At 43.0% G+C, this 22,954-nt stretch carries 27 protein-coding genes and 3 pseudogenes; all 30 read right to left on the bottom strand.

Going from position 1 to position 22,954, the window contains the following annotated elements; translation table 11 throughout:
- Positions 1-396 precede the first annotated feature (396 nt).
- Positions 397-1,221, bottom strand: coding sequence for a RagB/SusD family nutrient uptake outer membrane protein (locus tag MKP07_RS30550; RefSeq protein ID WP_240851979.1), 825 nt, complete (start codon positions 1,219-1,221; stop codon positions 397-399).
- A gap of 500 nt (positions 1,222-1,721) precedes the next feature.
- Positions 1,722-2,375, bottom strand: a pseudogene (locus MKP07_RS41570) (RagB/SusD family nutrient uptake outer membrane protein); the annotation flags it as partial.
- Between the two features lie 48 nt (positions 2,376-2,423).
- Positions 2,424-2,837 carry a hypothetical protein gene (locus MKP07_RS30560; RefSeq protein WP_240851856.1) on the bottom strand — a complete coding sequence of 138 codons (414 nt, stop codon included), beginning with the start codon at positions 2,835-2,837 and terminating at the stop codon, positions 2,424-2,426.
- Positions 2,834-2,995 (bottom strand): hypothetical protein, encoded by a 162-nt coding sequence (locus MKP07_RS30565; RefSeq protein ID WP_240851858.1) that lies wholly within the window; start codon positions 2,993-2,995, stop codon positions 2,834-2,836. The genes MKP07_RS30560 and MKP07_RS30565 overlap by 4 nt, the downstream gene beginning before the upstream one ends.
- A complete protein-coding gene (locus MKP07_RS30570) occupies positions 2,980-3,510 on the bottom strand; it encodes a TonB-dependent receptor (protein WP_240851859.1) in 531 nt (176 codons plus the stop codon). Before MKP07_RS30570 ends, MKP07_RS30565 begins: the two co-directional genes overlap by 16 nt.
- Before the next feature lie 44 nt (positions 3,511-3,554).
- Entirely contained in the window at positions 3,555-3,965 is a 411-nt protein-coding gene (locus MKP07_RS30575) for a TonB-dependent receptor (protein ID WP_240851862.1), read from the bottom strand.
- Positions 3,962-5,053, bottom strand: coding sequence for a SusC/RagA family TonB-linked outer membrane protein (locus MKP07_RS30580; protein ID WP_240851864.1), 1,092 nt, complete (start codon positions 5,051-5,053; stop codon positions 3,962-3,964). Before MKP07_RS30580 ends, MKP07_RS30575 begins: the two co-directional genes overlap by 4 nt.
- A 63-nt stretch (positions 5,054-5,116) precedes the next feature.
- A pseudogene (locus MKP07_RS41575) lies at positions 5,117-5,209 on the bottom strand (hypothetical protein); the annotation flags it as partial.
- Entirely contained in the window at positions 5,209-5,769 is a 561-nt protein-coding gene (locus MKP07_RS30590) for a carboxypeptidase-like regulatory domain-containing protein (protein WP_240851865.1), read from the bottom strand. The pseudogene MKP07_RS41575 and the gene MKP07_RS30590, both read right to left, overlap by 1 nt.
- Position 5,770: 1 nt before the next feature.
- Positions 5,771-6,468 (bottom strand): annotated as a pseudogene (locus tag MKP07_RS30600) (DUF3826 domain-containing protein).
- Between the two features lie 148 nt (positions 6,469-6,616).
- Positions 6,617-6,823 (bottom strand): hypothetical protein, encoded by a 207-nt coding sequence (locus MKP07_RS30605; RefSeq protein WP_240851870.1) that lies wholly within the window; start codon positions 6,821-6,823, stop codon positions 6,617-6,619.
- Positions 6,793-7,401, bottom strand: coding sequence for a hypothetical protein (locus MKP07_RS30610; RefSeq protein ID WP_240851872.1), 609 nt, complete (start codon positions 7,399-7,401; stop codon positions 6,793-6,795). Before MKP07_RS30610 ends, MKP07_RS30605 begins: the two co-directional genes overlap by 31 nt.
- A 205-nt stretch (positions 7,402-7,606) precedes the next feature.
- Positions 7,607-8,869 (bottom strand): RagB/SusD family nutrient uptake outer membrane protein, encoded by a 1,263-nt coding sequence (locus MKP07_RS30615; protein WP_240851873.1) that lies wholly within the window; start codon positions 8,867-8,869, stop codon positions 7,607-7,609.
- A 17-nt stretch (positions 8,870-8,886) separates the two neighbouring features.
- A complete protein-coding gene (locus MKP07_RS30620; protein ID WP_240851875.1) occupies positions 8,887-9,489 on the bottom strand; it encodes a hypothetical protein in 603 nt (200 codons plus the stop codon).
- A gap of 25 nt (positions 9,490-9,514) precedes the next feature.
- On the bottom strand, positions 9,515-10,432 hold the full coding sequence (locus tag MKP07_RS30625) for a SusC/RagA family TonB-linked outer membrane protein (RefSeq protein ID WP_240851877.1): 918 nt from the start codon (positions 10,430-10,432) through the stop codon (positions 9,515-9,517).
- Positions 10,371-10,844: a TonB-dependent receptor domain-containing protein gene (locus MKP07_RS30630; protein ID WP_240851879.1), complete on the bottom strand. Its 474-nt coding sequence runs from the start codon at positions 10,842-10,844 to the stop codon at positions 10,371-10,373. Before MKP07_RS30630 ends, MKP07_RS30625 begins: the two co-directional genes overlap by 62 nt.
- Positions 10,845-10,855: 11 nt before the next feature.
- Positions 10,856-10,981: a hypothetical protein gene (locus MKP07_RS40105; RefSeq protein WP_262920019.1), complete on the bottom strand. Its 126-nt coding sequence runs from the start codon at positions 10,979-10,981 to the stop codon at positions 10,856-10,858.
- 44 nt (positions 10,982-11,025) lie between these two features.
- Positions 11,026-11,787, bottom strand: coding sequence for a hypothetical protein (locus MKP07_RS30635; protein ID WP_240851880.1), 762 nt, complete (start codon positions 11,785-11,787; stop codon positions 11,026-11,028).
- On the bottom strand, positions 11,762-12,625 hold the full coding sequence (locus MKP07_RS30640; RefSeq protein ID WP_240851881.1) for a TonB-dependent receptor plug domain-containing protein: 864 nt from the start codon (positions 12,623-12,625) through the stop codon (positions 11,762-11,764). The genes MKP07_RS30635 and MKP07_RS30640 overlap by 26 nt, the downstream gene beginning before the upstream one ends.
- 680 nt (positions 12,626-13,305) lie before the next feature.
- The gene (locus MKP07_RS30645) at positions 13,306-14,148 is read right to left on the bottom strand and encodes a hypothetical protein (RefSeq protein WP_240851882.1); all 843 of its coding nucleotides are present in this window, start codon (positions 14,146-14,148) and stop codon (positions 13,306-13,308) included.
- A gap of 214 nt (positions 14,149-14,362) precedes the next feature.
- Positions 14,363-16,216, bottom strand: a complete 1,854-nt coding sequence (locus MKP07_RS30650) for a RagB/SusD family nutrient uptake outer membrane protein (protein WP_240851883.1) — start codon at positions 16,214-16,216, stop codon at positions 14,363-14,365.
- Positions 16,217-16,246: 30 nt separating this feature from the next.
- Complete coding sequence (locus tag MKP07_RS30655) at positions 16,247-16,663, bottom strand: hypothetical protein (RefSeq protein WP_240851884.1); 417 nt, start codon at positions 16,661-16,663, stop codon at positions 16,247-16,249.
- Positions 16,648-17,118, bottom strand: a complete 471-nt coding sequence (locus MKP07_RS30660; protein WP_240851885.1) for a hypothetical protein — start codon at positions 17,116-17,118, stop codon at positions 16,648-16,650. The genes MKP07_RS30655 and MKP07_RS30660 overlap by 16 nt, the downstream gene beginning before the upstream one ends.
- On the bottom strand, positions 17,115-18,104 hold the full coding sequence (locus tag MKP07_RS30665) for a SusC/RagA family TonB-linked outer membrane protein (protein ID WP_240851886.1): 990 nt from the start codon (positions 18,102-18,104) through the stop codon (positions 17,115-17,117). Before MKP07_RS30665 ends, MKP07_RS30660 begins: the two co-directional genes overlap by 4 nt.
- Before the next feature lie 17 nt (positions 18,105-18,121).
- On the bottom strand, positions 18,122-18,337 hold the full coding sequence (locus tag MKP07_RS30670) for a hypothetical protein (protein WP_240851887.1): 216 nt from the start codon (positions 18,335-18,337) through the stop codon (positions 18,122-18,124).
- Between the two features lie 91 nt (positions 18,338-18,428).
- Positions 18,429-19,388: a carboxypeptidase-like regulatory domain-containing protein gene (locus MKP07_RS30675; protein ID WP_317236146.1), complete on the bottom strand. Its 960-nt coding sequence runs from the start codon at positions 19,386-19,388 to the stop codon at positions 18,429-18,431.
- 658 nt (positions 19,389-20,046) lie between these two features.
- Positions 20,047-20,829, bottom strand: a complete 783-nt coding sequence (locus MKP07_RS30680; protein WP_240851889.1) for a hypothetical protein — start codon at positions 20,827-20,829, stop codon at positions 20,047-20,049.
- Positions 20,830-21,032: 203 nt separating this feature from the next.
- Entirely contained in the window at positions 21,033-21,368 is a 336-nt protein-coding gene (locus tag MKP07_RS30685) for a hypothetical protein (RefSeq protein ID WP_240851890.1), read from the bottom strand.
- On the bottom strand, positions 21,319-22,464 hold the full coding sequence (locus tag MKP07_RS30690) for a RagB/SusD family nutrient uptake outer membrane protein (RefSeq protein ID WP_240851891.1): 1,146 nt from the start codon (positions 22,462-22,464) through the stop codon (positions 21,319-21,321). The genes MKP07_RS30685 and MKP07_RS30690 overlap by 50 nt, the downstream gene beginning before the upstream one ends.
- Positions 22,383-22,943 (bottom strand): hypothetical protein, encoded by a 561-nt coding sequence (locus MKP07_RS30695; RefSeq protein WP_240851892.1) that lies wholly within the window; start codon positions 22,941-22,943, stop codon positions 22,383-22,385. Before MKP07_RS30695 ends, MKP07_RS30690 begins: the two co-directional genes overlap by 82 nt.
- Positions 22,944-22,954 lie beyond the last annotated feature (11 nt).

The raw sequence follows: 22,954 nt of genomic DNA on the forward strand, positions 1-22,954 counted from the left end.
ATGCCTGAATAATCATTACGAACGGTTTGATAACAACTCATGGGCATTTCATAATAACAAATCACTTTATAATTCGATGATAACCTAAACTTTGACGATTCCCCTGTTTAAATCCTTCGCGATAAGTAAATAATCCCTTCCATTATGGCAAAGCTTATAAAAACAGGTTGGCTGCATATATAGCAAGCGTTTACGGAATAAAATTAGAATGTATACCAGTCGTTTGCAATGCAATGATTCACTAAGCAACTGTAATATTTTACTGATACCGGAAAGATTTGGGAAAATAATACAGGTTTCCAACCGGTATAAAATTACTTCTAGCAGATTCTACAAAGAAAAGGTCATCGCTCGTTTTGCGATGACCTTTTTGACAGTATTAAAAATAAGTCAGTTTTATTGTCTGTAATCGAATGTTCCCTGTACGCCTGAATAATCTAACCAACCAACTGTTTGTTGTAACCATGGGTTATTCCCCAGCAATCCACCCGGAAGGCCCGATAAATAGTAATTAGGACGGAACAAAATAGTGGTATTGACATTATTAACCCTGTCCCAGGCCTGATCTAAAGGCGTCATCACAAACTTAGCTCTAACAAGTGCTTTTAATTTTGCTATTTCAGTCTCAAAATTAGCAGCATCAGGATCAATCAAAATATTCCGGTCAGCAGCAGTTAAAGGATTGGTAGCCGCAGGACTATAGGTGATGCTTTGCCAATAATAGCCATTGCGCTGCGTTCCGTTTACCGGAGTAAGTCCTAATTTCTGAACAGTATTATAAGGAGCGATATTGTCGTACAACAACCAGCGCTGCATGTCCCAAAAACGCTTACCCTCATAAGCCAATTCAACTCTGCGCTCGTACAAACAAGCTTCCAATGCAGCGTACTTACTTGCCGGTGTTCCGATACCATAGTTGTTTGCTGAAGCAGAAGAGGGATACACCCGGGCGCGTATTTTACTTAAGTAGGTAACCGCATTACCGATCTCGTTTTTTGCTGCATAGCACTCAGCAATGTTCAGCAATAATTCTGCATAACGATACTCGAAAATATCAGTTCCGGAAAAAGCAAATACGGTGCTATCAGCTGCCGGATTCGACATTTTACGTACCAGGCCCGGACTATTGGTTTGATTATTATTATGGAATGTACCGGAAGCCGCTGTGGCGCTGGTTTTCCATCTGTAAAACCAGGTAGACTTATTAGCATTTGTAGCAATGCCCCATTTAGCGCCGGAGAAAGCAAAAGTTCTATAGAACCGGGGATCTCTTTTTCAAAAAAGAATGTATCAACATACCCGTTTGCCGTAGTAGGGCGGGAACCATCGACCATAGGAAACAAATCCAGCATCTCTTTAGGCGCAGCCAAACCTCCGCCTCCTTTATAATCTGTAGGTCTTACAGAATTTTCCCAACCATTATTAATACCGATAGTATTGGTATTAGTACTGGATAACAGCTGAACAATCAGCGCCTCTTTATTGAATGCATTATCATTCTTGAATGTCATTTCCGACCAGTCTTTTGCATTAGCCCCATAAAGGCCATAGCCGGCAGCTGTTAATTTACTCTCCGCATCCAGGCTTGCGTCAAGAGCTTTTTGCCACTTATCACTGCCAGTGTTGTCCCAATCTGTATTAAATAAAGGGCTGGCAGCAGTAAGCAAAACCCGGCTTTTCATTGCTAAAGCCCCTGCAGCTGTAAGTCTTCCATAATTAGCGGCGTCCCACTGCATCGGCAACAACGCCGCAGCTTCATCGAGGTCCTTTATAATTTGTGCAAAGCACTCCGAAGATGTAGCACGTGGCAACCTGATCGATTCATCTGTAAGACTTGCGTCCTGCACCGTAGTTACGATCGGTACTCCTCCATATACACGAACCAGATCAAAATACTGTAATGCTCTTAAGAAATACATTTGTCCCTTTGCCGTTTTTTTGAATTCCTCGGTTATATTCTGTCCATATTCGTCAATCTTTTGTATCAGAAAATTCGCGAAGCGGATACGGGTATAAGGATTATTGGGAGCGCCCGATGTAGCCAAAGCCGTACCAATATAACCGTCGGCCTGCGCTGCAGTTTGTAAGTTTACATTAGGATTGATATAGTTACTTACAGTACCACCTATCTCGTCAGTCATTCTAGATCTGCTATCATTATATTGTCCCACAACCTGTTGCAGCGGACTTCTATAAGCTGAGAAATAGAAATTATACATCCTATCAACATATGCTCCTGTAAGAGTTTGGTTTTCGAATACAGCCTCCTCCCCGTACTTATCGTATGGCTTCATTTCTTCCAGGAATTTCTTGCTACATCCTGTTGTAATTAGCAGGATTGTAGAAGCAACCAGAAATAATACTTGCTTTTTCATAATTATCTTTAATAATAAAAATTAGAATTATTTTTTAGAACCCTAAGTTTACCCCGAGCGCCCAGGTACGTAAGGTTGGATAGGGGTTCTCGGGTCATCGTACATATTGCGGTATTTATTAGGATAAGGATTGTAAAAATCCCAAAGATTCATGCCTGAAAGAAACACCCTGGCATTAGCAATCTTTGCTTTCTCCACCCAGGATTTTGGCAACGCGTACCCAATACTTAAACTACGAACAAACATGCGGAAAGTTGGCAGCAAAAAGAAATCTGAGTTGGTTCCTCTGAAATCGTCAGAATAAGCAATATTGGGATACTTACCATTTGGGTTACTTGCCGAATCGTACATATCATTCATATAAATAGGCGGTGACCACATTGCGTTCGTGCTGCCGGTACCCTGTTTAATATAATCTAATACTGTAGCTCCTCCCCATGATGTGGTAATAAGAGCCATCAAAGAAACCCCTTCCACTGAAGATTAAGATTTGTATTAACGGAATAAGTCATCCCTGATCTCAGCTTCACCAGATCCTGTCCATCATCAGCAATCACTCCATTTGGGCCTGCTATGGTTTTATTATTGGCATCCAATTGTCCGGCTACATCCTCGTACACCAGCATTCCTTTTTCAAACCAGATTTATTGCTGATATCAAAAAATTTAGGAGCCGCTCCGGCTACACCAGAGTTGTTGGCATTCGCAGTCAAATAAGCCCAATAATTATCTATATCAGCATCTGTACGTAAAATACCATCACCACCTGAAGTTCCTTTCCAGGTAGTATAGCCCCATGTTGGGAATATGGTAGAATTACCTACATCTCTCCTTCTTTCCATTATACCCGGGTAACTAAATGGCTGATCAATATACTTGGTAACCTTATTATTACCAATTCCAAAGTTCATTCCTACTGAATAGCTAAAATCTTTTATGTTATCTTTCCAGGTAGCTGATATTTCAGTTCCCCAGAAATTAAACGAACTATAGTTTTGTTCAGCAAAAGCCCCTCCAACAGATATAGGAACATTGATAGCTCCAGCCATATCCGTTAGTACGTCTGTACTGCTATTATAGTAACCGTCTAATGTCACCGATAAACGCCTGTTCAAAAAGCCCATATCAATTCCCAAGTTTCTTTGTGTAGTTCTATCCCATTTGATGTTAGGATTAGGCGTTACTTCGGGTGTAATACCCGGAGCAAATGTACCTCCCCAGACGTAGAACCTGCCGGACCAAAACCCATACCAGTACTGGGTAGTATACTATACAGTTGCAACCACTTCCACGGTTTTACATTGTCATTACCGGTAAGAGCATAAGAGGCGCGGATCTTTAAGTAATTCATCCAGGAAACATTGTCTTTAAACCAATCCTCATCTGAGATCACCCAACCTGCAGATACCCCTGGGAAGAAGCCCCAATAGTTAGCAGGTGCAAATCTTGTAGAAGCATCGGTACGAAAAACAAACTGCAATAAATACCGGCTTTTATAATCATAGCTTAAACGACCCAGATAAGAAAGTGTACCACTTTCATTGCGATAAGTAATTGAATTTTGAGGATCAATAGTACCTAACGTACTCACGGAAGTACCGTTGTATACTCCCGGAGCCGGGTTCGTCCATAACTGCGTTCTTTTTCTGAACCGTTGATCACCTTCTCCACACTACCCATCGCAGCAATATTATGATCACCAAACTTACGATCGTAGGTAATAAAGAAGTTGGTTTGCTGGTTTTTCGTTGTTAAGTTATCATACGACACTCTGGATCCGGATCTGTTTAATACAGCAGCATCCCATATAGTGTTATCAGTGAATAAGTGATTATTGAGTTTGTTCCCTTGCTGATTTCTTACCAGTGACATGGGCAACATTACCTGCTCTGTCTTCCCGGAGCTTTGCGTTAAACCATAATTAAACTTAACCGCAAGACCTTTAACAAAAGGTATTTCATAGTTTAAAGAAAAGTTAGCATTGTAATTAAAATTCTCGTCCGACTGTTTAGAACCATTGTTCAGTAATGCATAATAGTTCCAATTGCTTAGAGAGTTGTTTCCCGATACATTACCTAATCTGTGTGGTCCTAAGGGAGGTGATACATATTGATCGACCCCGTTTATATTGTATACCCACGGAATATACTTAGGCATGTGCAATAAAATACTATAATCGTTTTGTTCATTACACCACCACCCGGCATAACCGTCTGTGATATTAACCTTGGTAAACGATTTTTCGAGATTGGTATTAGCCGCTGCAATAGTAGCTCCTAAACGCAAACCGTTTAACACTTTGATATCAGTACCTGCTCTGTAAGTCCAACGGTCGAAATCCTGAGAACCTAGATTGGCTCCTTGCGTATAATAAGATGCACCTGCAAAATAAGTAGCTCTTTCTGAACCGCCGCTTACATCCAGCGAGTGTTGCATCGCATTAGCAGCCCTCCAGTCATTAGCTAACCAATCATAATTTAAAGAATCCATCGTTGCCAGTTCTGCATCAGAAAACAACTGATCAACCGTCCAGCCTAATGCTTTACCAAACCTGTTTGCATAGGTTCCAAATTCGCGGGCGTTCATTACTTTACCATGGCTCACTGCGTTATTGGTTTCAAATTTACCATTGTAGGAAATACGTGGAGCTCCGGCCTTACCTCTCTTTGTTTTTACCACAATGGCTCCCTGGGATGCCCGGGATCCGTAAATGGCGGCACTCGCATCGCGTAAAACAGTAATACTTTCTACCTCCGATAAATCTAATTGATTAAATCTTTCCAGGCTGGAGAGACCCGTTTGAGGATCTACCTGTATTACATCATCGATAATAATTAAAGGGTTGGTCCCCCGCCATCTTTACCCCAGTTGAACTGTTGCCTGATGTTGAGGTTAGGCATAGACCCAGGCCTGGTACTACCGCCAGTTACATTTACACCGGGTATCTGACCTCTTAATGCTTCAGTGATAGAAGCTACAGGCATATCCGTTAACTTTTTAAGATCCACATTTACAACAGAGCCGGTGATATCTCTCGCTCTTTGCGTACCATATCCCACTACCACTACATCATCCAGGCTGTTTTCCACGCGCTTCATTGCAATATTCATCGCGCCTTCCAGCTTCACCGCAACTTCGCCAAACTCATAGTTCACATGCGAGTATTGAATAACTGCGCCATTTGCGGGCACATTCAAGGTGAAAATACCCTGATCATTGGTTACGGCTGTTTGCGGGCCATCTTTTACCTTTATGGTAACGCCCGCTATCGGCGCTTGCGTGGAGTCGTCCACCACTGTTCCTGTAACAGTCCTGGTTTGCGCCGCTGCCGTCATCGCTAAAAACAGGGGCAGCACAAACAGGCAAGCAAATCGTAAAACATGCTTCACGTTCATATCAATTTTCGTTTAATAAGAAATGTATAGAATAACAGAGATTATTTTTTTGAGCCTTCGTCCTTTCATACCAACCTTCCCGCTCTTTCTTCAGGTCGTAGCCTCTTGAAGCCAGGTAGTTATTGATACGTCCTTTATATTTTCCAAACCAGCCATGTTTAGCATCGCTTGATCCGGCGGCCATTGCATGCTCACGGGCTTCTACCAGTGCATCGTAAATGTATTTTTTTCTTCTTCCTTTAAAGATGGGATCATATCCAGATGTGCCTTGTAGGTTATTGGCAACACGTTATAGGTAAGGCCGTCTTTTACTTTTTCAATCTGTTGTGCATTCAGGTCTTTGGAAAGCGATTGAACAAATTTTTTGTTCAGGTTTGTTCTATTTTCTTCCGATGCGTCCGTTACTTTTTTCAGCTCGGATTCGGCAGCTGTTTTTTCCAGGTTTTTAGCTTTAATCGCGGCCGTTGCTGCTGTTTTATCTTCATCTATTTTTTTGATATCGGCGTACTCCTGCGCGATCTGATCCCGTACCCTGTAAAATTTTACTGAATCAACTATTTCCAGCGGTGCTACGATCTTGTAAGCACGCTCCTTTATTACATTCAGGTAATCATCGCCACCAGCACTTTGAGACCGGGCGTTTAACGCTGAAAACAGCGTCAACAGGGATAGAACAGATACGTTTGAAACTCTAGCCATTGCAATCGTTTTATTAGACGATAAAATTAGAATGCTGTGCCATGGCCAACAATGCAAGGTTTCACTAAGAAAATGGAAAATTTTACTAAAAGAAAAAAGCCACCCCTAATTGGAGCAGCTTTAACAATATGTTTAAAAATGTTATCGGTTACAATTCGTATTTAATGCTTACGTCAATAAAGGGCCTATCGCCTGTAGCACTGAGTTGGTTAATTAATACCAATCCGTACTTACCTTCGGGCGTTAAAAAAGGAATCACCTGGTTAACGGCTGCATTTGAAGTAGTAGCAGCTAAATTGGGATTTCGTCCCCTAACATATGCATTTAGTGTTGCACCCGTTGTATAACTACGCAAAAAATTAGTATTCTGACCGCTCTGAGGATTGGCGAATCGGGTAGCCCGTTTAGTCCAGGATGAAATATTAAAGACTGTGAAAGGTAAAGGTGACGCGCTAAGCGAATAAAAACGGAGTGCATTGGTGCCTGTTCCCCCACTCTGTAAATACCCAAATCAATTTTGTCGGAATTTGCTGCTCCTGTCTGATAGTTGAAAGTTTCGCCCGTGTTTAATGAGATGTAAGAATTTGCAGACCCGTTGGCACTGTCAACGTCCGGAAAATAAATTTTTCGGTTTACGATATGCATAATTTTGTTATTCACGTTGATGGTGATTGTTTTGTAGCCATCTCCCAAATAGACGCCCTGCTTATCATAGGCCCATATCCTGAAAGTATTAGCGCCGTCTTTTAAATTACCAAATCCGTTAGCACCAACCACGCCCTTAATCACGCCTGAATAAGTGTGCCGGTTTGATTCATCCAGATTAATGCGCAGGTTGGGTAAAGCGGCCCCTAATTGAAATAACGCTACCTGGTACATTTCCTTGGTGGGTGAATTGATTGTAAAATCGAAGTAGATACTATCGCCCCTCATTCAACGTCTGGTTTTCGGTAACACTATAAGGACTATTCTGATGTAAGTCTAGTGTTACATCAAACATGTTAAATATATTGGGTGCTGTTTTTTTACAAGAGGTAAAAAATGCTGATACTGTTAACAGCAACACCAGAGAAATACAAAGTTTATTTTGCTTTATCATTACTTAAAATTTCGTTTGTTTTCAATAATTAATTTGCTGCTATCTCAGAGGGTCAAAATTTCCTCCATCCCACCCAATAGTCTGTTCTAACAAAGGACTGGAATACAGAAAGAAATTGGATAGCGAGTAGAAATAATATTCCGGGAGCACGTTAAAACCGCCCGTACCACCTGGCTGCACTACGCCATAAATAAAATATTTCTGCAGGGTATCCTTATTATTTAAGTTTAATTGATCTCTGTACATCGTTCCGGTAACAGGATCTACCACTCGTTCTAACTGCGCTTTTAAAGCATTCCTTTGGGCATCGTTAGTACCGCTCAGCATCACAATAGGGCTTGTTAAGTTACCTGATAATAAATGATAACGGCGTGTTCTTCTTAAATCTTCGGTACGCTTGCCTTCAAAAGCAAACTCCACCTGTCTTTCGTTTAATATTAAATCACGCATCTGTTCCACAGATGTTACTAAGTTTAAACCATAATCATTTGTTCCTGCGATAATACCAGCCCTTAGCCTGATGCGTTTCACCATCTCTTTTGCTACACCCATATTTCCTATTTCGTTAGCGGCATCTGCGTAGTTCAGCATTACCTCCGCCAAACGCAACTCAATCCAATCCATTCCACTGCCGCCAAAGTCATTGGAATAAGGAACTGCAGCATTTGCCAGTTCAGGTGTTGTAAACTTTTTACAGTATACACCTCTGCTGCCCGTTTCACCAATAGCGTTGTTATACGTCCACTGCCTGCGGTTGGTAGTACTTCCGAGGTTCCAGATGCTGCCATTATAAGCAATAGTCGCTTCAAACCGGGGATCTCTGTCTTTCCAGAAAAGAATAGGGTCATATCCGCTACCCGCAGCGGTAATGGGCGTACCATCCTTCATGGTGTACGCATTTACCAGGTTAACACTGGCGTAATAATTATCGGCAGGCGAACCGCCAGCAGACAATGGCCTGCTACGGGACTCCACATTGTGCCCGCGCTTGGCGACAGAGGGTGAGTAAGAACGTACAATGATCGCCTCAGTGTTGGCTGCTCCCTCTGTCCGAAAAATGCTTTCATAGCTTGGCATCAAGCTTTTGCCATCTGCTATAGCAATATCATAGGCTGCTTTACATGCATCAAAAGCAGCCTGCCAGCGGCTCGCGTCATAAGGGTGAGCTGAGTTGTCAATTGGGTTAAACTGTGGACTGGCCCACAATAGCAATGCCTTTCCTTTTAGCGCTGCGGCTGCTGTTCGGGTTAATTTCCCCCTTTCCGTACCGTCAGTCCAGGTTACTCCCTGTAAATTCGCCATCGCAGAGTCACAATCTTTTACAATCTGTACAAACATCTCCTGGCGCTCGCCCGGCCAGACAATGTAAGGTTGTCGGGATTTTGAGGTTCCAGCACGAGCGGCATTCCTCCGTAAATTTTCGTGAGGTCTAAATAGGCCATCGCACGAAGTGCATAGTACTGCCCCAAAAATCTCCTTTTACTTTCAAAAGGGATGGTTCCCTCCGGAATATATTTAATTCCATTGTTGCACCTGGCTATATCAAAATATACATTGTCCCCATAGTTGGCACCCTGGTATTTAAAGCCAACATAACGCACATCGTTAGCCGCTAGGCTTCCATTTACCCCTATCGTTTTACGGGCATTTGCATTGGTGGCTGACCAGTAATTTTCATCACTAGCAAAATGAATTTCCCTATTAGTTCCGGAAGGGAATAGTTCGTATGCAAACTGCGGCATAATTACATCATAAGCTTCATTCAAATGATATTGAATGGCTCCCTCGTTACTCCAAATAGCGCCATCGATACCACCCCTATCTCTTAATTGAAAGAATTCATCTCCTTTTTTACCACAACCTGATAACAACGCACCAACCATTAAAACCGCTGATATTCTTGTATATAATTTCTTGTTCATTGCTTGAATATTTACTTGTGTACGATTATAATCCCAGGCTCAAACCAACAGAGATGGTTCGGATAGTAGGGTAATCAAATACGTAAGACTGATAAGGATCTTTATACGGTAAAGGATTTTTAAGTACCCATAAATTATTACCTGTTAGTAACAGGCGCGCAGATGTGAGGCCAATACGCGACATGATTGATTGAGGAAGCGAGTAGCTTAGTGTCATATCGTTTACTCTAACCATAGTACCATCTACAGCCCAAAAATCTGAGTCCTGGTTAAAGAACTGCGAATCAAACCTTGGGAATTTGCCGTTAGGATTCTCAGGAGTCCATCTGTCATTCATAAAAGCCGGCAGGTTGGAAACTGTGGAGGCGGCCTCTCTTGCTTTGGAATCATAGAAAACTTTTCCGCCGAAACGTCCGGCAATATTGGCTCTTAACTGAATGGCCTTGTAAGTTAGACCTAGTTGTAATCCCATTGCAAATTTAGGATCGATCCTGTCAAATAAAGGCACTTTATCTCTTTCAGTAATCACACCATCACCATTTGTATCCTCAAAATATAACCATCCCAATTGCGGCGATACATTATTGATCAGGTAGTTAGGATTCTTTGCCATGAAATCATCCAACTGCTCCTGCGTTCTGAAAATACCCAGCGATCGATAGCCCCAGTTGCCGCTGGTGTATTTCCTGGGATCAGTGCCAAATCCTACCTGCCAGTCGGGTGGCGAAGTTTCAAATAACTGGAATGGATTATAAAGCATCCTGGTAGTAACTGAATTACCAAAGCCGAAGTTGGTACTTACATTCAATTTCAGATCTTTTGCAAGGTTAGCTCTGTATCCAATGGTAAATTCACTACCCCAGTTGTACCTTTCCATGTAGTTAACCACGGGAGCTGCAAAGCCCGGCGAATGCGGGAAATGAAGCGTCTGCACCTTTGTCAAACATATCGTAGCCATGGTTTTGAAAAACATCAATGTTGAATGTAATCTTATCGCGCCACATGGCCATTTCCAAACCGGCGTTAAAAGTCCTTTTGCTCTCCCAGGAAATATCCGGGTTAGGAATACGATCCGGGTTGAGGCCGCCCTGCAGTGTATTGTTATACAAATAGCCGGAAACATCTACCCTGTAACGCTCCTTCCATAGCCACGCATCTATTGAGCTGTTACCCACTATACCGTAACTGGCCCGTAATTTCAAAAAATTGATAAATTCTACATTGTCTTTAAAAAAGTTTTCCTTACTTACCACCCATCCTGCTCCTACGCTGGGAAAAACACCCCAAACCTTTCCCAAGGCAAAATTGGACGACGCATCTAAACGCGTAACAGCCTCCAGTGAGTATTTACCCATATAGTCGTAATTCAGGCGACCAAAAAAGATCTTCTTACACCTACTGTAATCCCTCTCGAAGGAGTAATGGTGGACTGATCAAAAGCCCAGTAGTCATCTAAACCGGGCAGTATCTGGTTAATCCACCGAACACCCACCGACTCGCTGTTATTTTCCGATTGCTCGGCACCGAGTAAAACAGTCAGATTATGGTTAGTAGCAATTGTTTTCTTATACTGTAAAGTAAAAAGCCCTGATAGCTGTTAGATCTGCTCAAACTAGGTTCATACAAAGAGTTTCCGGCTGCATTAATAACAGTACTACTTATCACACTATCCCTTGGTATAATATTGCCGGGACCAAAGCCTGCAAAGTTATATAGTGTATAAGGCGGACGATAGGTGGTATTGCTACCGTTATCGGATGCCTGGGATATCTGAAACCTGGCAGTAAGTCCCTCAAGAAAACCCGAAAAGTCGTAAGAAATAGCGGTGTTGATGCGGTAGCCCGCCGTTTTATCCTCACGGTAGTAGCCCGACCCAATCGCTGCCAAAGGATTGGGATTAGAGCCTCCGAGATTAACATAATTTCCATTAAAATCAATCGGTATCCAACGCGGTACCTGAACCATTGCTTCGATAAAAGCCTGATCCTCGTTGGCGGTCGGATTACCGCTATAGCGGACGCGGTGATCTACGTTAAAATTGACATCAGCTTTAAGGCCCCTGGCGATAGTAGCCACAACACCCGCTCTGAATCCGTATTTATCCTGTTTGATACCTGCGTAGTTCCCATTTTCGTTCTGATAGTTACCGCCCACAAAATAAGTAACCTTATCACTACCACCCGACATACTTACATTATGCCGGTGCATTGAAGCCGGCTTCCAAAGCTGATCTAACCAGGTGGGATTGTTTGATGTTTTTAGATAAGCCAGGTCAGATTCGGAAAAAAGAGCTGGCATTAGCATTGCCGATTTTGAAACCATCATTAAGCATAATCGCATGCTCATAAGCGGTCATCATCTCGGGTAACCTGGTAGCATCAGATATACCCATATAGCCATTATAAGAAAACCGGGGCTTGCCGGGTCTGCCTCTCTTGGTAGTTAATAAAACAACCCCATTAGCCCCTGAAGCACCATAAATTGCTGCTGAGCCGGCATCTTTTAATACAACGATATCTTCTACCATGGCAGGATCAATATTGTCAAAAGCATCTTTTGTTACCGTAATACCATCAATTATATATAGGGGCTCGGTGGTTACACCTAATAGCTGCGCCTGATCCGAACTGGCTGAACTTCGAATATTTAAACTAATCCCGGCCCCAGGGCGACCAGAAGCCTGGCTAACGCTCAATCCCGCGATCCTACCTCTCAAAGCCCCGGCTATATTGGGCGAGGGCACATCCTGTATTTCCTGTCCTTTAATAGTTGCTACTGCCCCTGTCAAACCCGACCGCTTTGCAGTACCATAGCCGATCACAACAACATCGTCCATACTTACATTAAGCTTCTTCGCCCTGATCACTAAAGGACCTTCAGCTGGTATACTAGTAGTCCCAATCTCATAACCAACATGAGAATATTCTAAGGTTCCTCCTGTAGTAGGGACGTTTATAGTAAAGCTTCCTTTAGCATCCGTCACGGCGCTCTGCGGACCGCCTTTCACACGGATCGTTACTCCGGCTACCGGTTCATCGGAGGCGTCATCCAAAACGCTACCGTTAATTGATCTGGTTTGTGCATTCACATTACCGCTAAAGAGCGCTAATAACACAAGCAGACACGTAAATTTCAAAATGTGCTTGAAATACATATGGCTTTCGTTTAAAAAAAATATATACAGTTAATAAGTCAATTGTTTGGCGTAATCGTTTCTACCTGGCATTACTCCTCCATCAGGATATACACACTTTCTTAAAACAACCCTGTTTTAAAGTCAGTATATCATTTATATAACCACCCGAACACATGATCCACAGATCATCAACCAGTGATAAAATTTATGACGGTAAAAATTTTGTTTGACAAAAGCAGTTTAAAAAACAAGCATAAGTCAATCGTTTACTATTCAAAAGTAGGTCGTTAAGAAACCATTAACAATGTAAGCTTTCACTAAGAAAATGGAAGATTTTACTATTTATGTAAACGATTTCAATGAGGTAGAGATTTCCAGGGGCAGTAAAGAAGAAGAAGAACCCGCTAACAATAAATATGCATAAAAAATCCCCTGTAGAAACAGGGGACGCTTTGTAAACGATTGACCGAATAATCCTGGTACCGAAAATTGAAACATGTTACCAACTTTGTAGTACTCAGTGCTTATATAAAGGAGTCGAATCTGAAATTGAAGTGCGGTGGTGTGCACTGTTTTGCTGAACCACCAATTGCTGGCCTTTGTACCTGCACATTAATTCTGTATCCTCCACACCAGTTGTAAATATTGATTAAAACGATAATCACCTGTCATAGCCTGTATTAATATAACGCCATACTTTCCCTCAGGTGTTTTAAAATAAATATATTGTCCGGCAGCCAGGGGCAGACTATTAGAAGCAGCCATATTTGCCGGCACCATAGTGAGGTTGATGGTTTGCTTTTTTGCCTCCGCTTCAATTTTAGCACTGGTACTAAACTTTTTACGATATCGGTAATGCTTCCACCGGTGACCTGTTTGGAAAACAATGTGCCCCGCTTAACCCAGCTGCTGATATCGTAATGTGCAAACGGTAATGGACTTGCTGACAAGGAATACAGATAGTTACGATTTGCCAAAGTATATGTAGTAACACCATCTTTTACTTCCACTTTTGTCGTATCTCTTTTTGTAAACAGTCCTAAATCGATTGTTGCTGAATGTGGCCCGCCGGTAGTATAACTATAAAGCTGACCATCAGAAAGCGACAGATAGCAAGGCTCCTCCCCTGTTACTGAATCAGGCGTAAAAAGCCTTCGGTTAGTAAAGTATTGCATATCAGAATTTACATAAATCGTAAACTTCAAACCGCCATCGCCCAGGTAGACTCCGTTGGCATCGTTAGCCCAGATCCGGTAAGATGTAGTACTGCCAGAGCCAAGGTCCTGCGCATAAAATTTAAACCGTCCTGAGTAAACCCTGCGATTCATACCTCCTGTAACTGGAATTCTTTGCGAAGGAAGCCCACCACCGGTTTTATAAAGCGCCACCTGGTACATATCAGCTTCCGGCGACTCGATCGTATAATCGATAATCGCTGAATCCTTAGGGCCGATATTGATAACACCGTCCGGGCCAATCGCATAAGGCTCACTCTTATTCACGGTTAGCTTTACCTTGAACATATTGAGCACATTTGGTACGTGTGGTACCCCGCCGCTAAATACTTTGGCTCACCCAATTCGCCTTTTTTACAGCCAGCTATACCCAGGCCCCCTACTAATATAGCACTTGCAAGAATATAATTAAGTTTCATTTTAATTTTTTTTGGTTGATTAATCAAGTGGATCAAATGTGCCCCGGGCCAGCCGATTGTTTGCTCGAGCAACGGGGTTGAGTTTAAAAACTGGTTGCTAAGGGGAAGAAATAATATTCTTCCGGCATGGCAAAGGGGCCATTACCTGAAGGCGGGTTCCATAAATAGGACGTATTAAAATACACCTGGATTGAGGCCTTATTATAGATATTCAACGTATCCCTTCTCAACGCATTCGGATCAATACCCATACTATTGGGTCCAATAGGCTTTTCCAACGAATCTCTTAAAGCAAGTACCTTAAACTGCATCTGCTGCATCTGAGCCAGCTGGCCCTGCAGTTTATGCGTACGACGGGTTCTGCGCAAATCATCGTGACGCTTTCCTTCAAAAGCCATTTCTACCATGCGCTCATTCATGATCAGTTCCCGCATCTCGTCTTTATTAGTAGCCAGCGCCAGTCCATAATCTGCCGTGCCGGCTACAACGCCTGCTCTAACCCGCAGCTGCCTTACCATATCTTTAGCGGTACCTAAATCACCCGTTTCATTAGCCGTTTCAGCAAGGATCAGCATCAATTCTGCCAACCTTATTTCTATCCAATCAAGGCCGTTGCCACCTACATCGTTAGCCGAGCCTACAGAGGTTCTCGCCAAAGCCGGTACCGAAAACCGTTTCACATAGAAGGGTTTAGCCGATTCATTCTGCCCGTCTACCTTGGCCTGGAAATAAGTCCACTGCTTGCGGTTAGTTTTGCCGCTTAAAGGCCATGTAGCACCGTTAAAAACAATAGTAGCATCAAAACGCGGATCCCTGTTGGCATAGAAAAGAGCCTCATCATATGGATAGGTGGTACTGGCAGCATCTTTAGGACGGCCATCTTTCATCAGGTAAGCATCAACCATTTGTTTACTGGGGTTGTACCAATCCTGAGGGCTACCGCCTTCCGAGCTTGGACGACTATCTGTTTCTACCGCATGAAATTTTCTATACTGGGTGGATGAATAAGATCTCACCAGTATAGCTTCCGTATTCGCCTTTCCTTCCGTTTGGAAAATAGTTGCATAATTGGGCATCAGCTTATACCCGGCATTAGTAGCCATCGTGTAAGCTTCCTGTGCCGCTTTGTGAGCAGCCTGCCATCTTTCAGGATGATAGGTATGCTTTCCGTCATTTTCGGGGTTGAACAAAGGGCTGGCCCACCATAACAATGCTCTTGCTTTCAAAGCAGCTACTGCCGATTGATTAAAACGGCCCCGGTCGGTTGCATCGTTGCCACCGGTTTGTGTATTCCAGGGTACATCCTTCAGGTTAGAGATGGCCGAGTCATAATCACGAACGATAGACGTAAACATCACACTTGCTTTTTCGCGACCTGCAAGATCTAGCCTTCCCGGACTCTGAGGCTCCAGCACCAGGGGCATGCCACCATATATTTGGGTAAGTCCCATATAGCCCATTCCTCTCAGGGCATAAAACTGTCCCAGCAAGCGTTTCTTACCTGCATCAGGTATAATACTGCCTGGCACATTTTTGATGCCCAGGTTAGCTTTAGCCAAATCAAAATACCTGTTTTCACCGTAGTTGGCTCCTGCATATTTCTGGGCCACATAGCGGCATTCATCTGGCAGCAGAAACCCGGAAAAATTGAAATATTTTTTACCAAATCCCTCCGTAGCAGACCAATAGTTTTCATCACTTACCAAATGCATCTGGTAGTTATTGGTACGATATTGATAAGTAAACTGAGGCATAATAAACTGGTAGGTATCGATCAGCAGGTATTGTACCGAAGCTTCGTCGTTCCAGATATTTGCATCCACCGACATGGGATCCTGGAAGGTTACCAGGTCGCGTGTCTTCTGGCAAGCAGGCAAATACAATGCAAGCAGTATTACCCAAAGCAGGCTGTTTCTTTTTAATGATCTATTTTTCATATCACTTATTTTTAAGTTTCTCAATCGTTGTTAAAAACCAATATTTAAACCAAGGGAAAGGTTACGCAAAGTGGGATAATCATAGATATAGGAACTATCCGGGTCTTTGTATTTTAAAGGATTTCTGATTACCCACAGGTTGTTCGCAGCAACTGATGTCCGCAAACTTTTGATACCGATCTTCTTTACAAAATTTGCAGGTACCGCATAGCTCAGTGTCATATCATTAACGCGGATCGTAGTACCATCTACCGCCCAGAAATCTGATTCCATACTGATCGAGGGATCATCATACCTAGGGAATTTAGCATCCGGATTTTCTACTGACCAGGTATCGTTCCAGTAGTTCGGTACATTCTTTAAAGCGGTGGCCACACTTCTCCGGGACTTACTGTCGTAAAACACTTTACCGCCAATATTAGCTCCGATGTTTACGCGAAAGTCCACTGCCTTGTAACCCAGTCCCAGTTGCAAACCAGTAGAGAGCCGGGGCGCAGTACCTTTTTGAAAAGCATCGTTCTATCCCTATCGGTAATAATACCATTGCCATCTATATCTTTATATTTTAACCAGCCTGGCTCGGGCACTTTCGTAAACATGGTATAGCCTGGATTTGCAGACATAAATTCATCTACTTCTTCCTGACTACGGAACATGCCATCCACGATCATACCATAGTTGCCTCCGTTGTAAATATTCGGATCCAATCCAAACGTGAAGGCACCCCAATCTTCAGCATATTGATCTTCCCATAACTGGAACCTGTTATAAAACATTTGTGCTATAATAGAACGGCCAAAACCGAAGTTGGTACCTGCCTTAAATCTAAGATCCTTACCCAGGTTGGCATTATATCCAAAAGAAAACTCTGTACCCCAGCGATACATGGTACGATTATTCACCACCGCGCCATAAAGCCGGCATACATCGGGAAGTTCTGATCATTGCCCTTATCAAATACATCGTAGTTTTTAGTAGTGAACGCTTCAAAACCAACGGTAAGATGATTATTAAATAAGGTTAGGTCTGCTCCAAAATTGAAAGTGCGGTTTTTCTCCCAGGTAATATTGGGGTTAGGATATATCTCGGGTCTTAAACCAGCCAGGTTCTGTTCATTAAACAGATAGGAACCCACATTGATCTTATAGCGCTCGCGCCATAGATTGGCGTTGATGCGGTCCTCACCGGTTATACCAATGTTAGCCCTCAATCTCGCATAATTAATAAAAGATGGTGCATGGTTTTTGAAGAATGGCTCGGAACTTACTACCCAGCTGGCACCCACTCTTGGAAACACGCCCCACATTTTGGGAACGGCAAAATTGGAAGATGCATCCAGCCTGGCTGTACCCTCTAACGTATATTTACCAGCGTAGGTATAGTTAAAATTGCCAAAGAAAGAACGCTTACCGCTACGGGTCACAGATGGTGTATTAGCCGTAGGCAGTGGATTAAAGGCCCAGAAATAAGGCTGATCGGCTATTTGCTGGTTAGAATAATAATAGCCGATGCCAGCGCTTTTGCTTCTTGACTCCTCACCGCCTGCCATAATATTGAAATCGTGACGGCCAATACTACGCGAATAAGTAAGTGTTAAGAACATCCTGAATGACTGACCCTGATCCTGCGAAAGAGAAAGCCTTGAGTTATCACCACCGTTAATAATAATGGGATTACCAATAACAGAATCGCGGTACATTAAAAGATTGCTACCGGTACGGGCAAAATTGTACACTTCAAATTGCGGACGATACTCATCTGTTTTATTGGCTGAGGCGTTAGTGGCAGCCTGCAACCTCATACTTAGTCCTTTAAATAATCCTTTATTGGGTGCATATACCAACGAGGCATTCAGGCCATAGGCCTTACTCTGGCGATCGTTATACATACCGGAGCTGGTAACGGCTATCGGGTTAAAGTTGGCTGTAGGCCCCCGGTATACACTACATATTTGTCACCGAATTGTATAGGCGTCCAGCGTGGCACCTGTATCAAAGTTTCCAAAAAGTTCTGGTCATTCTCACTCCAGCCGTTCTCACTATAACGAACATTATTATCTATGTTAAAATTCAACTCCGCTCTTAAACTGCTGGTAAGCTTGGCTGTGAGGCCGGCTCGCAATGTATACTTATCTGCTTTTTGACCAGCATAGTTCGCGTTTTGATTTTGATAACTGGCACCCGCAAAAAAGTTACATTCTCGCTACCGCCACTCATATTAAGGCCATGCCGTTGCATGATAGCCGGCTGCCAGATAGTTTCAAACCAACTCGGGTATTGGTTGTTTTTAAGTACTCCAGGTCAGCATCCGAAAACTGCAAGCCTGCGGACGTACCATTAATCCGATAAGTTTCATTTAATAATTTAGCGTGCTCGTACGCCGATAGCATTTCCGGTTTGCGTACCGCATCCTGGAAACCGAATTGTCCTGTATAGGAAAGCCTCGGAGCACCCGCTTTACCTTTCTTAGTAGTAATTAATATTACCCCCTTGGCACCGGCAGCTCCATAAATAGCCGCAGAAGCATCCTTTAAAATACTGATATCTTCCACCATAGCGGGATCCAGGTTATCAAAAGTACTCTTGCCCACCACCATATTGTCAACAATATACAAGGGCTCCGATGTAGCTCCTCCAACTTCCGAAGAGGAATAAGCCCCCTTACATTTAAAGAAATACTTGCCCGGCCGGCCCGAAAACTGATCCACACTCAAACCGGCTACGCGACCACGTAATGCAGCCGCTATATTGGCTACCGGCACGTCTTGTATATCTTCGGGATTAACCGTAGCAATAGCACCGGTGATCTTACTTCTTTTCTGGGCACCATATCCAACTACAACGATCTGGTCCATCGAGAGGTCCATCTTTTTCATGGTAACCATCATCGTTCCTGATTCAGGTACTTCAGCATCCAGGTTCTCATAACCTACATAAGAAAACTGGAGTTGTACTTTACCCGCCGGCAGCTTTAAAGTAAAACGACCATTTTTATCGGTGGTACCGGCAGATACACCGCCCTTTACATTAACGGTAACGCCCTCCAGTGGCGAGTTCGCGGAATCTGACATAACGGTTCCGACCACGTCTCTGGACTGCGACCATACATGTGTATGACACAACACCATGAACACGAAGAGGCACGCAAATTTTGAAATGTGCTTAAAGAACATATGGCTTTTTGTTTTTAAAAGTGAAAGTTTGGTTTTAGTTTATACGTGATGATTGCAATCGGGATCATTTTGTAAACAATTAGTATTGCTATCGGGGCAATATTAATCGTCATTTAAACACTTAATAAAAAAGGCACAAAATTGCAAGGGTGAAGAATGACATTGATCTGGCAAGGATCTGTTACTTTATATCTTCTTTTTGCAATCGTTTACATCACAAACATAGAGCAGGTTGCACGCGACATGGTTCATTTTTTGACATATTCTGTTCGTTTTTTGACACTTTTTTACTGAATCCGGTATTTGCAACCCGGGTGTCAAATTTTCAACCTGTTGTGTATGTGTTTAAACCCATTTTATGAGCTATAAGTAGATTTGAACAGATATTATAACCTTAATAATAAAGTTGATTATTGGCTGTCGTTTAACGCAAAAAGCCTCCTGTGAAAACAGGAGGCGTACTTGTAACGATTGACTAGAGAGTTGCCACTATTATTGGCAATATTTTTATATTATGGATACTATTTGTTTTGTAACAACTGATGACCGGCAGGCGATTCTTATAATAAACGAAGTAAACACCTAATACCGGAAACAATCAGGAACGGTCCTTTGCATCCATCAACTTCATCTACCTTATTCATCTATAAATTTATCGTCAGTTGACAATCTTATATGAAACCTGGGTATACCGGTGATCGCGGTAATCTACCGCTAGAGCATGTACAAATATGACCCCGTATTTTTCCTCAGGTGTTTTAAAGTATATTAGCTGATTAGCCGCCAGTGCCGTCGTAATATTCTTTAAATTGATCGTTTTCGTTTTGGCCGCCGCAAGGATCTTAGCACCTGTATTTAAATTGTTATTAAAGTCTGCAATGGAACCGGTAGCGGGTGCTGAAAACAATGTGGCTCTTTTGGTCCATGAACTGATATCATAATGTCCAAAGGGCAACGGGTCTGAACTCAGCGAATAAAAATAGTTGTTAACTGTTACCGAAGTAACTGCACCGGAAGCGTTGCGAACCGTGTCTTTTCTCGTAAAGCTTCCTAAATCGATGGTGGCAGAATGCGAAGCTGCTGTAGTATAACTATATAACTTGCCATCGCTAATGGAAAGGTAGCATTCATCGGTTTTATCCATCGAGTCGGCAACATAAATTCGGCGATTGGTGAAGAATAGCAAATCCGGCGTAACGGTAATACTAATCAATTTACCTCCATCTCCCAGGTATACCCCATCTTTGTCATAAGCCCAGATGCGATAAGAAGTAGTACCTGCACCCAGGTCTTTTGCATACAGCTTAAACTTACCAGAGAATGTTCTGCGTTGCGCCGCATCAGTAATAGGTATTTTCAGAGCAGGCGAAGTAGCTCCTGTTTTGTATAGGGCAATCTGGTACATGTCTGCATCCGGAGACTCAATGGTATAATCCAGCAAAACCGAGTCTGTAGCCGAAATCTCTTTTTCAGTTCCTCTCCTATGGCATAGGGTTCCGATTGATGTAAGGTTAGCTTTGCCTTAAACATATTGAATACATTCGGGAATTCCTTCTTGCATCCCACAAAAACGCCTAACATGGTAAACGCTATAACCGGAGATAATATATTTTTCAGTTTCATATAAACTATTTTAATAGTGAACTAAAGCGGATCAAATGTTCCTCCATCCCATCCAATGGTTTGCTCCAGCAATGGAGATGAATTGAGAAAGATGGTATTCAACGGAAAGAAATAATAGCTCTGCGGCATTGCGAAGTTTCCGTTATTAGCTACCGGGTTAAAAATATAAGGTGTAACGAAATACTTTTCTATTGAGGCCCGGTTATAGATATCCAATGTATCGCGACGCAACAGCGAAGTATCGATTCCCAGGTTGTTGGGACCAATACGTTTCTCCAACGAATCACGCAAGTTGGCAGGGCTCGCTTTAAAAGTCATCGGCACCATCTGCGTTATGGTTCCCTGTAACAGGTGCATGGCGCGTTCTTCTTAAATCATCATTGCGTTTGCCTTCAAAAGACAACTCTACCATACGTTCATTTATGATGAGCTCCCGCATCAGATCTTTATTAGTTGCCAGCGCCAGGCCATAATCCGCTGTACCCTGAACGATCCCGGCCCTTACCCTTAGCTGGCGGATCATATCTTTTGCTATGGTTAAATTGCCCGACTCATTAGCTGCTTCCGCGTAGTCCAGCAAGAGCTCAGCAAAACGAAATTCAATCCAATCCATACCGCTGCCGCCCAGGTCATTAGCTGTACCTACGGCAGCTCTAGCCAGGTTAGGCGTTGCAAACTTTCTTACATAAAAAGGTTTAGACGATTCATTGCCTCCATCTACCCTCGCGCCAGCATAAGTCCATTGTCTGCGCGTAGGCTTAGCGCTCAGGGGCCAGGTACAACCGTTAAATGCAATAGAGGCATCGAAACGTGGATCGCGATTGGCATACATCAGCACTTCATCATAAGGGTACTGAGTGCTTGCATTCTCTTTGGGTCGTCCATCCTTCATAACATAAGCATCCAGCATTATTTTAGTCGGATTATAAACATCGCTGGGAGATCCCCCTTCGGAACCAGGACGCACACGGGCTTCAACACCATGGAATTTTTTTAACTGTAATGAAGAGTAAGAGCGCACCATCATAGCCTCCGTGTTACCGTTACCTTCTACCTGGAAAATGGTTGCATAGTTGGGCATTAATTTATAACCCGCAGCCATAGCCCTTGTATAAGCATCCTGTGAAGCCTGGAAGGCTACCTGCCAGCGGCTCTCATCATAAGTACTATGCCCCGGTGGATTAAACAGAGGGCTGGCCCACCATAATAATGCTTTTGCTTTTGCTTTAAGGGCTGCAGCTGTTGCCTGGCCAATCTTTCCTCTTTCTGTAGCATCACTGGTCCACTTGGCCTTACCCTGTAAATTGGATATCGAAGAGTCGAAGTCTCTTACGATCTGCTCAAACATTACTTTGGCTTTCTGCCTTCCGCTTAGGTTAAGGTTATCGGGATTTTGCGGCTCCAGCACCAACGGCATGCCGCCATATATTTTTGTAAGGCCCAGGTAAGCCATCCCCTCAGTGCATAAAATTGTCCTAAAAGAAGTTTCTTGGAGGCATCTGTAATACCCGTACTTGGCGGTAGGTTTTTGATCGCAAGGTTACATTTGGCGATGTCAAAATAACGGTTATCACCGAAATTATTACCGCTGGATCTGAATCCCGCATACTGCACCTCATCAGGTAATATAAAGCTATTCAGGTTGAACAACTTTTTACCGGTAACATCGTTGCCGGAATAAAAGTTTTCATCGCTTGCCAGGTGATACCCAAAATTATTAGCTGTAAACTCATAAGGAAAGTTCGGCATAATGAACTGGTAAGCATCGTTCAGCAGGTACTGTACCGCAGCTTCCTGGTTCCATATTTCGGGGTCAATTCCCAAAGGATCTCTCCTGGAAACAAAGTCGTGTGTATTTCTGCATCCTGCCAGCGCAATCAATGCAAAAGCACTGCCTAAAAGGATCGATTTTTTATTGAAAAAGCATTTCATCTTAATATGTT

Source organism: Paraniabella hibiscisoli (assembly GCF_022512515.1).
Lineage (GTDB): Bacteria > Bacteroidota > Bacteroidia > Chitinophagales > Chitinophagaceae > Niabella > Niabella hibiscisoli.